General features: G+C 36.4%; 12 protein-coding genes and 1 pseudogene. 4 read left to right on the forward strand and 9 right to left on the reverse strand.

What is annotated here, in order from left to right; translation table 11 throughout:
- Positions 1–13 precede the first annotated feature (13 nt).
- Entirely contained in the window at positions 14–208 is a 195-nt protein-coding gene (locus BGI23_RS22400) for a hypothetical protein (RefSeq protein ID WP_044790644.1), read from the reverse strand.
- An 843-nt stretch (positions 209–1,051) separates the two neighbouring features.
- Here BGI23_RS22400 and BGI23_RS22405 point away from each other — a divergent pair.
- On the forward strand, positions 1,052–1,714 hold the full coding sequence (locus BGI23_RS22405; protein WP_001244531.1) for a YitT family protein: 663 nt from the start codon (positions 1,052–1,054) through the stop codon (positions 1,712–1,714).
- A 32-nt stretch (positions 1,715–1,746) separates the two neighbouring features.
- Here the strand turns inward: BGI23_RS22405 and BGI23_RS22410 are convergent, their stop codons facing one another.
- Positions 1,747–2,580 carry an EcsC family protein gene (locus tag BGI23_RS22410; protein ID WP_070806950.1) on the reverse strand — a complete coding sequence of 278 codons (834 nt, stop codon included), beginning with the start codon at positions 2,578–2,580 and terminating at the stop codon, positions 1,747–1,749.
- 136 nt (positions 2,581–2,716) lie between these two features.
- Between BGI23_RS22410 and BGI23_RS22415 the strand changes: the two genes are divergently transcribed.
- Together BGI23_RS22415 and BGI23_RS22420 are read left to right on the forward strand one after the other, a co-directional pair.
- Positions 2,717–3,352: a DUF1796 family putative cysteine peptidase gene (locus BGI23_RS22415; RefSeq protein WP_070806951.1), complete on the forward strand. Its 636-nt coding sequence runs from the start codon at positions 2,717–2,719 to the stop codon at positions 3,350–3,352.
- Positions 3,353–3,576: 224 nt separating this feature from the next.
- Positions 3,577–4,011: pseudogene (locus BGI23_RS22420) on the forward strand (NUDIX hydrolase).
- A gap of 23 nt (positions 4,012–4,034) precedes the next feature.
- Here BGI23_RS22420 and ackA read toward each other — a convergent pair.
- The 5 genes from ackA to BGI23_RS22445 form a co-directional block, all read right to left on the reverse strand.
- On the reverse strand, positions 4,035–5,228 hold the full coding sequence (gene ackA / locus BGI23_RS22425) for an acetate kinase (RefSeq protein ID WP_000034576.1): 1,194 nt from the start codon (positions 5,226–5,228) through the stop codon (positions 4,035–4,037).
- A 299-nt stretch (positions 5,229–5,527) separates the two neighbouring features.
- Positions 5,528–6,514, reverse strand: coding sequence for a class I SAM-dependent methyltransferase (locus tag BGI23_RS22430; RefSeq protein ID WP_000084356.1), 987 nt, complete (start codon positions 6,512–6,514; stop codon positions 5,528–5,530).
- Positions 6,515–6,711: 197 nt separating this feature from the next.
- Entirely contained in the window at positions 6,712–7,212 is a 501-nt protein-coding gene (gene tpx / locus BGI23_RS22435; RefSeq protein WP_000024530.1) for a thiol peroxidase, read from the reverse strand.
- A gap of 134 nt (positions 7,213–7,346) precedes the next feature.
- Entirely contained in the window at positions 7,347–7,742 is a 396-nt protein-coding gene (gene ytfJ / locus BGI23_RS22440) for a GerW family sporulation protein (protein WP_000350002.1), read from the reverse strand.
- A 12-nt stretch (positions 7,743–7,754) separates the two neighbouring features.
- Positions 7,755–8,393 (reverse strand): DUF2953 domain-containing protein, encoded by a 639-nt coding sequence (locus BGI23_RS22445; protein WP_041184147.1) that lies wholly within the window; start codon positions 8,391–8,393, stop codon positions 7,755–7,757.
- 205 nt (positions 8,394–8,598) lie between these two features.
- Between BGI23_RS22445 and BGI23_RS22450 the strand changes: the two genes are divergently transcribed.
- The gene (locus tag BGI23_RS22450) at positions 8,599–9,402 is read left to right on the forward strand and encodes an NAD kinase (RefSeq protein WP_000785168.1); all 804 of its coding nucleotides are present in this window, start codon (positions 8,599–8,601) and stop codon (positions 9,400–9,402) included.
- Between the two features lie 193 nt (positions 9,403–9,595).
- Here the strand turns inward: BGI23_RS22450 and BGI23_RS22455 are convergent, their stop codons facing one another.
- Positions 9,596–11,164 (reverse strand): amidohydrolase, encoded by a 1,569-nt coding sequence (locus tag BGI23_RS22455; protein WP_070806952.1) that lies wholly within the window; start codon positions 11,162–11,164, stop codon positions 9,596–9,598.
- 87 nt (positions 11,165–11,251) lie between these two features.
- Complete coding sequence (locus BGI23_RS22460; RefSeq protein ID WP_070806953.1) at positions 11,252–11,683, reverse strand: VOC family protein; 432 nt, start codon at positions 11,681–11,683, stop codon at positions 11,252–11,254.
- Positions 11,684–11,698 lie beyond the last annotated feature (15 nt).

The raw sequence follows: 11,698 nt of genomic DNA on the forward strand, positions 1-11,698 counted from the left end.
CAATTACTTCGGGTCATGCTTTTTTGTCGTAACACGATTTACAATATATTTCTTGTGCTGTTTTTGCCAAACACACATCAAATGGACCAACTAATATACTTCTTTCTTTCGGCAACTTTACAAAAGCAATAAGCTCTTCTTCATATTGAATCTTTTTCTGACATGAAGCACATGTTAACTCTTTTCTTTTAAACATGTCTTTTAGCATATTCTCACTCTCCTCTTCATCTATCTATATTAATATACTCTCATAATAGTTAAAACTTGTAAAAACATGACACATTATAAAGTAAATGATTCATATACTATGTACAAAAGGAGGCCTTACACTTATGCGCGCTTTCGTTATTATCGCTTTAACTTTTTTAAGTGTGATTAGCTGGGATGCGTTTTTTAAAGATAAAAATACAACTGAATAGAAACTCTTCTTTTCTTACTTATTGGACAAACTAAAAAAAACTGTCCAATTCTCCAAAATAACTTAGGCTTTTCTACAAAAATATTTAAACATAACAATTTTTGTAGATTTCCTCCGTTTATTGTCGGTTTCCATCCGCATACATTTTTTGAAAGTATGATATAATAATATAAATCTTGAAGGAAGGGATTTTGATATCATGATCGCTCGAAGGAGCATGTGGCATCGTATTGACGAATCATACACGTAGCGTATTTTCCAGCTCAGATACTTTAGTCTAGCGAAAAAAATACGAGAGTGGGGAAATTATGATTGCCCGAAGGATAATTTGGCAAAAAAAAGACTCTTCTTACACATAGCGTTTTGTTTAGGGCTTAATTGTTACTAGCTAAACAAAACAAAGAAGAGCAGGATTGCTAAATGAAGAATCCTACTCCACGTTTTGTTTAGTCGTTTTAAGACTTAAACTAAAACGAAAGTAGGGAGAATTGATGGACGAGAGGATTATTCGTTATTTCTTCAGCGACATATAGCGTAGTTAGTTTTTTCGTAAACTAACTGAAGCTACATGTGAGCTCGTAGTTAGTTTACAACACAAAAAAGGACTACTAACTACGGAAAGAAGGAATAACGATGAGGAACATCCAAAGTCGACAAATTATTAAAGAAGTTTTTATGGTTTTAATCGGTTCATTTATTTTAGCAGCAGCGCTATATCACATTCACTTCCAAAACCACTTAACAGAAGGTGGCTTTGTAGGTATCGCACTATTCATCCAAAATTTTTATGATATTTCACCATCTATTTCAACTGTAATGATGGATATCCCAATTATTCTACTATGCGCTTCATTGTTAGGTAGAAAAATGGTTGGCTATTCATTCTTAGGTTCAATTTCATTCGGAGTATTTTATTCTCTTATGGAAAATTATTCTCCATTTACGGTCGATTTATCAAACAATTTATTTATAGCTGCAGTAGTTGGCGGTGCGTTAGCTGGTATTGGACTCGGTTTTATATTGCGATTTGGCGGTGCAACCGGTGGAGACGACATTTTAACAATTGTATTAAGTAAAAAAACGCGTTTTACAATTGGGCAAATTTTCTTCGTCTTTGACGCGATTGTTCTTGCGCTTTCATTATATTATTTAAATTGGACAGAAATTGCTTTTACTATTCTTTCAATTGCCGTACAGGCAAAAACATTGGATTTAATTTATTATCCAAAAACAGAAAAAGCAGAAGAAAAGCAGCCAGTATCTATTCCAATGTCCAAAAAGCATGCAACAAATTAAAAAAAGCGAAAGGCTTCGGCCTCTCGCTTTTTTTATGCTCTTTTTTCCTTCTCGACTATGTGGCGCACTTGATAAAATCTATTTGCAAATTCAGTAACGTTTCTTGTTAAACGATAATTCACTGTAGACCCGATTGCCATTCCAATTACCGGAATACCTTGGAATAATTTACGACGAAGGGCATAAATCGAAAATGTTTTCAAAATTTGTTTTAAAATAATTTCAGTAGAAGCTGGTTGTAACACCGCTTCATCTCCTTCGTAGAAGAAGGAATCTTCTTGTTCTAGCTCTTGCAGTAAATTGTACCATGCGTATTGCTGAAGTCTTCCTGGTAGTAATGACGCATGAAATACCTTTAACGCAAGCATCATTTCATACGGCTTGTTCACATCATGCCCAAATGACGTTGCAATAAGTTGGACAGCCTTCACATTTAACGCAATCATAACCGGAAAATCAGCTGTTAATAATAATAAACCTCCAGCACCCGTTGCTCCGCCTTGTACGAATGAATATAGGCGATGGCGTGCTGTTTGCTGCTCTGCTATGTATGTTAATTGATCAATAGATAATGCTTTTAAATCCTCTAGTTGCTCAATCGATTCATCAAATAATCTCGATGTTCCTAAAATACGATTACGCGCCTCTAACTGTGATTGTGAACTTTGAATCAATGCATGCAAATGAAAGAGCCATCCATCTGCTTTCGTAAAGAAATCTTTTCGTTTTTTCTCAGGTAGTTTCGCAATTGTAGTATGTACCCATTTATCAAACAGTTTTTGAAAATCAGTCGCTTCTTGCTCAACTAATTGCGATTCCCATTCTTTTATATTGTCTAAAATGGCTTGTTCTCGCTTCGATCGCATCGTAACAACCACCTCGTTCGATTTTTTTCTATTGTAACATATTTCTGCTTATTCTTTACAAATATGCTTGTCTATCTTTATTCACATACCATTTTTAGTAACATAAAATATTAACAAAAAGGATGAGATAAATCACATGAATCTATCCGATATAAAAAAAGAATATCATGCAGTATTCAGTTTAGGACAAAACTGCTGGCCTGCTTGGGCGTTATATCAATTCGAATTATCACCATTTTTTGGCGTTATTGATTTTATGCTAAGCCCATCATTAGAAAAGGTGAATATATTATTACAAAATCGATTTGACCGTTTTTTACAGTTAGAAAACTTATCCTTCATCTCATTTTGGGATGATGATGCGAAATTAAGACTACGGGACAATCTATATGAAATCGACTCCTGCCACGACTTTAAAACAGATGTAAACACACCAACTTCTTGGCCTTCTTATACAGAAATTAAGTTAAATTATGAGCACCGAATTAATCGTTTTCTAACAACAATTGACACAGCACAATCCATATTATTTATTCGAACTGGAGGAACATACGAAGAAGCACGTTCCTTGGAACACATTTTATCTCAAATCGTTACACATACATTCTCTGTCCTATTACTCATTCCTGAAGATGTACCAACTGTTACGGAAGAAGATTGGGGATTGCAAAATATTTGCGTTATAAAATGTCCTATTATGGATGTATTTCAGTACAATGAAACATTTTGGAATGACTTATTTAATGGCATCGTAATTCGACCACATTCTTAAATACACGACACTTTTATTACGCAATACATTATAATCATCCTTATACAAAATAAAGTGAAACTTTAATCAGTGGGGTTTTTGTTCATCCCCCACTGATTATTAGCCCTCACCAATCGGACTTTTACGGACAGCCCGCCCCCCCACCTAACTTCTTTGCTTCCGCTGAATTTTGAGGTGGGGGTCTTACTGCCCGTTAAAGCGGGATAAATAAGGAGTGATTGTATATGTATCCACGTGCAAAAGCTTTCGGTCTTGCTTTACATCACGAGCGGCTTCTCGTACAAGAATATCATACAGACGATGAAACATATTACCGGCCTCTTGGCGGTTCAATTGAACTTGGTGAAAAATCAGCACATACCGTTATTCGTGAATTTCAAGAAGAGCTTCATACAGAAGTGGAAATCACTGCTTATTTAGGTTGCTTAGAAAACATCTTTCATCTTGATGGAGAAATTGCTCATGAAATCATTCAGTTATATTCTTTACGCTTATTAGACACGTCACTATATGGAATGGAAGTACTGAATATACAAGATGAATAAACAGTATCGTATGCGAAGTGGATTCCCATTACAGCATTCATTCAGGAGAAAAAAGCACTATATCCAGATGGAATTTTAAACTATATCCAAAAGAAAAAAGACGAAATCCTATAGGATCTCGTCTTTCTTTTCATATATTAACCAATGTTTCCAAGACGTAGTACGTCACGAGCGATCATAACTTCTTCGTCAGTTGGAATTACAATAATTTTTACTGGAGAATGTGGGAAGTTGATGAATGCTTCCTCACCGAATACGTTATTGCGTTTTGCATCGAAGTATACGCCCATGTATTCAAGGCCTTCTAATACGCGTTCACGAATAATCGCACTGTTTTCACCTACACCAGCTGTGAAGATGATTGCGTCTACACCTTTCATACGAGCAGTGTAAGAACCGATGTATTTGTGGATACGGCTTACGAATACATCAAGTGCTACTTTCGCACGGTGATCGCCTTCTTCTTCTTTCGCAATGATGTCACGTAGGTCACTAGAGTAACCAGTAAGACCTAACATACCACTCTTCTTGTTTAATACGTTAACTACTTCTTCTACTGTTTGGCCTGTTTTTTCCATGATGTATGGAATTAACGCAGGGTCAATGTTACCAGAACGTGTACCCATTGTTACACCAGCAAGTGGAGTGAAGCCCATAGAAGTATCGATAGATTTACCGCCTTCTACTGCTGCGATACTTGCACCGTTACCTAAGTGACAAGAAAGTAAGCTTAAGCTTTCAAGTGGACGACCTAATAGCTCAGCTGCACGCTCAGTTACATATTTATGAGAAGTTCCGTGGAAACCGTATTTACGGATGCCGAATTTTTCATAGTACTCATATGGTAAGCTGTATAGGAATGCAGATTCCGGCATTGTTTGGTGGAATGCTGTATCGAATACTGCTACTGCTGGTACGTTTGGTAATACTTCTTGGAATGCTTTAATACCAACAACGTTTGCTGGGTTGTGAAGTGGTGCTAAATCGCTTAATTCTTCGATATCAGCTAATACTTCATCAGTAATTAGAACAGAGTCAGCAAATTTTTCGCCGCCGTGAACAACACGGTGACCGATACCGCCAATCTCATCTAGAGATTTAACGATTCCGTTTTCAGTTAATTTTTTAAGAAGCATATTAACTGCTACTGCGTGATCTGGAATGTTTGTAATTTCTTTTTGTTTTTCGCCATCTACAGTAATAGTGAAGATACTATCTTCTAAACCGATACGTTCTACTAAACCTTTTGTTAATACTGTTTCACTTGGCATTTCAAATAATTGGAATTTTAAGGAAGAGCTTCCTGCGTTAATCGCGATGATTTTTGACATCTAGTCTTTCGCCCCTTTTTCTCTTGGTAGTTGTGTGGATGTTTCCACAAACCGCTCGATTTTATCTGATCAAATTTACTAAATATGAAAACGTTTCATCATTAGCAAATTTTATACTCACGATTTTAATTTAAACATCGTACGACATATATTTCAAGTGAAAAAATTGTAACACCAAGAAAAAAAATATATTACAGATTTCAAAAAAATTCAGTTAAATCTTGTATATATTTAAAAATATGACATATCATATAAAACTGTACTACATGAATTACTAACCCTGTTACATATACCTAGCCTTATTTATGCGTTGCAAACCAAGTATTTAATTGGTCCATAATGTCCTCCATCGCCTTCATGTTGGAGAATTTAGGTAACTCCACTAATAACGCCTGTTTTGGCATCGTTACACTAGGACCTTTCTTTTGGAGAACAAATATACTTTTTGCATTTTTCTCGTTTTTAAACATGGAAACAGGTAGCTGTAATAACCCCTGAATAAAGCATGTTTCTTTAATAAATGCATGCAATTTCGGTGCTTGATCACTTTCAAAAATGAAGTTCGGTACTAGGAAGAATAAGTATCCGCCTTCTTTCGTATGTTTCACACTTTGTTCAATAAATAGGTGGTGGGCATATGACATTCCTTCATCTGCTTTTAACTTATATTCACTTGCACCGATTTCATTTGGATAGTAACCAACCGGTAAATCTGAAACGACTGCATCAACTGGATCGATATAAAGCGGTGCTAGTCCATCTTGATGGAAGAATTCGATTGCATGCTTTTGTAAATTCGCATTTACTAAAGCAAGTTTAATTAGCACTTCGTCCACTTCTACACCAAATCCACTCATCGTAATGTTTTCTTGAGCACTATTGAAAACTGTCGTCATCAAGTTACCCGTTCCAATTGCAGGGTCTAACACAGTAATTTCATTTTGACCCTTCATAAATTTATGGAATAAGTAGCTCATGAACATACCAACTGCATCAGGCGTCATTTCGTGATTCGCTTGTACGCCTTCCTTCATTCCTTTTAAGATGGCTAACTGAAATGCTTTACGAATTTCTTCACCTTTATATGTTTCTTCATTAAACGTACTATATTCACGATTCAGCCTTTCAATTGCTGATTCTGATAATTCCTCTTGTAAAATCGCTCCTTCAAACAAGTTATCCCCTGTTTCTACAAGCGCCTCTAAATATGTTACATCTAATTCTTTACGTAAAACTACCGCAGAAGAATCAAAAATAGAAAATAAAGTTTCTACTGTCTGACTCACGTACATTCCTCCTTCTCTCTTTTACACATAACTTATATCATACCATAATCTGATTTTTTCCCAAAAGAAAAAGCGACCTCTTTTTTAGAGCTCCCTTTTTAGTGATGTATGATGTAACGTCTTCTCTCGTATATCGATTCCATATAGCAATATATGAGAGAAGACGACCTCTTACAAAGAGGTCATCTTCGTTCACATTATTTTGCAGCTTTTGCTGCTTCTAATGCTGCTTCATAGTTTGGATGGCTTGTACCTTCGCTTACGTATTCTACGTAAACTACTTTGTCATTGCTATCTACTACGAATACTGCACGAGCAAGTAAACGAAGCTCTTTCATTACTAAGCCGTAAGCTTCACCGAATGAAAGGTCACGGTGGTCAGAAAGTGTAACAACATTTTCTAAACCGTTTGCTGCACACCAACGTTTTTGAGCAAATGGTAAGTCAACGCTAATTGTTAATACTTTCGCGTTTTCAATACCTGCTGCATCTTGGTTAAAACGACGTGTTTGTGCATCACACACACCTGTGTCGATTGAAGGTACAACACTAATTAATTTCACTTCACCTTTGTATGTTTCTAAACTTACTGGAGATAAGTCATTTGCTAACACTTGGAAGTTTGGCGCTTGATCGCCAACTTTAACTTCTGTTCCAACTAAAGTCATTGGGTTACCTTTAAAAGTTACGTTTGCCACTTGAAAATCCTCCCTTATTTAAACAAAATATGTACAATGTAAATGATAGTTTGTCCCTATCGATAATGCAAATAAAATCGCTTTATTTACAAAAAAATTAAAGAAGCTAATCTATTGATCAGCTTCTTTATTCGTTAAATTTGAAATTCAGGATCGTCTTCTTTTCGTTTATCCATCATTTCTTTCACTTTATCAACAGCTTGTGGCGCTAATTCAATTATTTTATCGATGACGTGTGTTTGCTTATCTAAGTGCAACACTTTTACGCCTTCTCCATTTATAACAAGAAAAGCAACAGGATTAATAGAAACTCCTCCACCGCTTCCCCCGCCAAATGGATGGCGGCCTGAATGTTCTATTTTACCAAATTCACTTCCACCAGCCGCAAATCCGAAGCTAACTTTTGAAACGGTAAGAATTACACTTCCATCAGCAGCTTTAATTGGATCGCCGACAATTGTATTTACATCAGTCATTTGCTTTAAATGCTGCATTGCAGTTGTCATTAAACCTTGAATTGGATGGTCCATTCTATATCCCCCCTATGCTTGAACAGATTTTTCTGTCGTACCAGATCTTTGTCTTCTCATAAACACGAGTAATTTCACCGCTGTTTTTATAGTACGGAATATACGAAAAGATGCTGTTAACTCACATCTTGATGCAAATCCTTTCCCTTGAAAAACAGGAGTAATTTCAAATTCTGGTACGTCGACAATATGCATATATTGTCCTACAACTCCAGCAGCCATCCCTTTTGTCCCCCATGCATATCCGGTGACAATTCCAGTACTAGCTGCGTCGCCTGCTCCAATTTGCGTATGCCATTTCCAACCATTGATTTTCACTCGTTTGAGAAAATCTTTAACGATAGTATGAACTTCTTGCAGCTTTTTTATCAGTTCCCCCATACTATCAAGTTGTGCCATAATTTTATTATCAATTCCGCCGTCCTCTTCAGCTTTTTCGATTTTTTGTCCTGTTTTCTTCTGCTGTTTTTCAATTCTTTCCAACACATCAAATGTATATCGGATCATCCATATTTTCACTTGAAGCAAACATTGCTTTTCCATTTCTGAATATAAAAATGTCACTTTAAGCTTTATTTTCGACAATAGTATAAACAAAATAAAAAGGAGAAGAATTATTATTCCAATTATGAGCCACTTCATACGTATCATCCTTTCACTCCGTACCCATTATCGACAACTTTATTCATCATTAAACAGAGTTTTATAAGATTGAATATAAAAATTTTTCTAAAAATAAAAAGGTATTTTGACAATTTATATCGAAATATATTATTTGAACATATCGTCAGGGAACGGACTCTAATGATATGTAGCACGAAGCATAGAAAATTTAACTGCAGTGGAGGGATACATAATGGCAGATCGTCGCAATTTATTTTTCTTTTATGGTGATGACAAAGCAAAGCTCGTTGAAAAAATGAAACCAATCTATCGTATTTTAGAAGAGAATGGATTCACCATATTAGATCATCCAAAAAATGCAAACGCTATCGTCAGTGTTGGAGATGATGCAACTTTCTTACAAGCCGTTCGTAAAACTGGTTTTAGGGAAGATTGCTTATACGCAGGGATTTCTACGAAAGATGAAATTTCATTCTACTGCGATTTCCATATTGATCACGTTGATACAGCCCTTCAAGAAATTACAAAAAATGAAATTGAAGTGCGAAAATATCCAACAATTGAGGTAGATGTAGATGGTAGCACATCTTTCCATTGTTTAAATGAGTTCTCATTACGTTCTAGCATTATTAAAACGTTCGTTGTAGATGTTCACGTTGATGATTTATATTTCGAAACTTTTAGAGGTGACGGTTTAGTTGTTTCTACCCCAACAGGAAGTACAGCTTACAATAAATCGTTACGTGGTGCAGTTGTTGATCCGCTTATCCCTTGCTTCCAAGTAAGTGAATTGGCATCTTTAAATAACAACACATATCGTACACTTGGTTCACCGTTCATTTTAAATCACGAACGTACATTAACTTTAAAACTAAGACCAGACGGTAACGATTATCCTGTTATCGGCATGGATAACGAAGCGCTTAGCATTAAACAAGTGGAAAAAGCTGTTGTACGCTTAAGCGATAAACAAATTAAAACAGTTAAATTAAAAAACAACTCTTTCTGGGAAAAAGTACAGAGAACGTTTTTATAGTATTAAAATAACCGTAGAATTATGGTGGCCCATAATTCTACGGTTATTTATTTACCCCGATTGGCGCGAGCAACAACCTCTCGCTATCCGGCCGATATTCTTGTCAGTTTTTGTCGATAAGTCGATATATTTTAATAATCGCTGATATATTTCGAGTTACGGTCGATATATTTCAATAATCGCTGATATATTTTTACGCATCTTTTCTATAGACGACTCGGCCATCTATTACGGTCATTTCTGCCTGTACTTCTTTTATTTCTTCTGCCTCTATTTCAAAAATATCGCGGTCTAATATCGTAAAGTCTGCTTCATATCCTTTTGTAATTTGCCCTCGCTTCGCTTCTTTTCCAATCGCATAGGCACTTCCTGTTGTAAATAAAGAAACAGCCTCATATACCGTTAATCTTTCTTCTGGCATATAACATAAACCGTCAATAAAACTTCTACGTGTAACAGCGCTATATATACCTAGAAACGGATTTACTTGTTCAATGGGTGCGTCAGAACCACCGTTGCAGTGTAACCCTGCTTCTAGTAACGTTTTCCACGCGTATGCATAACGGAGACGATGCTCGCCTAGTTTTTCAATGACTGACGGGAAGTCCGATGACAGAAAGACGGGCTGAATATCGATAATAGCCGGCAAATATTTCATTCTCTCAATCAACTCTTCACGAGCGAGCTGACAATGAATAATGCGGTCGCGTAATCCTTTTGCTGGCGGATACAATTCAAGCGCATCAATGACATATTCAAGCGATAAGTCACCGATAGTATGAACCGCAACTGGCATATGTAAGTCTCGTGCTTTCTTCACTAATTCCGCAAGTTCTTCACGTGAGAAAATGGCAACTCCATTTGTTTCTCTCGCATCTTCATACGGTTCACTTAATAAAGCTGTTCTTCCGCCAAAAGAACCGTCAGAAAAAATTTTCATTGCCCCAAACTCAATATAATGCTCATTTTCATATTCTTTACGTTCATGTGCTACTTCATGGTGAACGAGTAAATGTGCTTTAAATGGCGTTTCTTTTATAACATGAGAAAACGCATTATGCGTTTTTCTAAATCCACCGTAATAATTTAAATCTTCCGTATGCCCGCCAACGAGTCCATATTGCCAGCAGTCTTTAATTGCTGTTTGCAAAGCACTTTGTAAGTAGGCTTCATCAATTTCAGGCTGGACATGTTTGATTAACTCTTGGCCTTGTTCATATAAAAGTCCTGTTAATTTATTGAATGAGTCCCGTCCAACTTTCCCGCCTTTTGGATTTTCTGCCTTTTCTGTTATGTTCGCTTCTTGCAGTATGTATGAGTTCACCCATGTAACGTGACGACAAACTCTCTTTAATAAAATGGGATGTTCTTTCGAAATTTCATCTAAATCACGCGCGTGAACATCTTTCGTATCTGTAAAGTTATTCTCATTCCAGCCTTCTCCAATAATCCAAGAACCTTTCGGCGCTTCTTCTACTCGCTTCCGAACGAGAGTCAGCACTTCTCTATAAGATGTGCAGTTTGATAAATCTAAACGAAGTAATCTCTCTCCATGCCCAATAAGATGCATATGGCTATCAACGAGACCTGGAATCATCGTTTTGCCTTTTAAATCGTGCAATGTAACCACAGCATATCGGCTTTCTAACTCTTCTTTACTTCCATTATCAATGATCCTGCCATTTTCAACATAAATAGCTTCTACTTTTTCATTTTCTTCCCTCATCGTGTAAATGCTGCCGCCATACCAAATTTCTCCCATATACTCATCCCCTTTTTCCTTAAGTCTACGAAATTCATTCGTATAAAAAAAGCACCATTTCGATTAAAAATGGTGCTTTTCCAAAAATTACTTTTGTTCAGTAGTAGACGTTGTAATTTGCCATTCAATGCTAAATTTATCTTTTAGTTGTCCGTATGCTGGGCTCCAGAACGTTTCTTGAAGGGGCATAATAACCTCGCCACCTTCTTGTAACTTATCGAATACTTCTTTCGCTTTTTCCGCGTTACTAATTTGAATTGCGATTGTTACTTGAGATCCAATTGCATGCCCTTGACCTGGAAATGTATCAGAAATCATAAGATCCGTATTACCAACTTTTAAAGTAGCGTGTAAAACGCGCTCTTTTGCTTCAGCTGGAACCGGGTATTCTGGATTTTCAGGCATATCACCAAAAGTTTGCATGACTTCCACTTTTGCATCTAACGCCTCTTTATAAAACTGTACAGCTTCTTGCCCACTACCATCTAAAACTAAGTACGGATTAATACCTAAAATCATACGGACACCTCTTTT

Source organism: Bacillus sp. ABP14 (assembly GCF_001831375.1).
Classification (GTDB): Bacteria; Bacillota; Bacilli; order Bacillales; family Bacillaceae_G; genus Bacillus_A; species Bacillus_A paranthracis.

Excerpts from the sequence above, each read along its gene's own strand:
- BGI23_RS22400 (WP_044790644.1), bottom strand. The coding sequence starts at position 208 with ATGCTAAAAGACATGTTTAAAAGAAAAGAGTTAACATGTGCTTCATGT.
- BGI23_RS22405 (WP_001244531.1), top strand. The coding sequence starts at position 1,052 with ATGAGGAACATCCAAAGTCGACAAATTATTAAAGAAGTTTTTATGGTT.
- BGI23_RS22410 (WP_070806950.1), bottom strand. The coding sequence starts at position 2,580 with ATGCGATCGAAGCGAGAACAAGCCATTTTAGACAATATAAAAGAATGG.
- BGI23_RS22415 (WP_070806951.1), top strand. The coding sequence starts at position 2,717 with ATGAATCTATCCGATATAAAAAAAGAATATCATGCAGTATTCAGTTTA.
- ackA (WP_000034576.1), bottom strand. The coding sequence starts at position 5,228 with ATGTCAAAAATCATCGCGATTAACGCAGGAAGCTCTTCCTTAAAATTC.
- ytfJ (WP_000350002.1), bottom strand. The coding sequence starts at position 7,742 with ATGGACCATCCAATTCAAGGTTTAATGACAACTGCAATGCAGCATTTA.
- BGI23_RS22445 (WP_041184147.1), bottom strand. The coding sequence starts at position 8,393 with ATGATACGTATGAAGTGGCTCATAATTGGAATAATAATTCTTCTCCTT.
- BGI23_RS22450 (WP_000785168.1), top strand. The coding sequence starts at position 8,599 with ATGGCAGATCGTCGCAATTTATTTTTCTTTTATGGTGATGACAAAGCA.
- BGI23_RS22455 (WP_070806952.1), bottom strand. The coding sequence starts at position 11,164 with ATGGGAGAAATTTGGTATGGCGGCAGCATTTACACGATGAGGGAAGAA.
- BGI23_RS22460 (WP_070806953.1), bottom strand. The coding sequence starts at position 11,683 with ATGATTTTAGGTATTAATCCGTACTTAGTTTTAGATGGTAGTGGGCAA.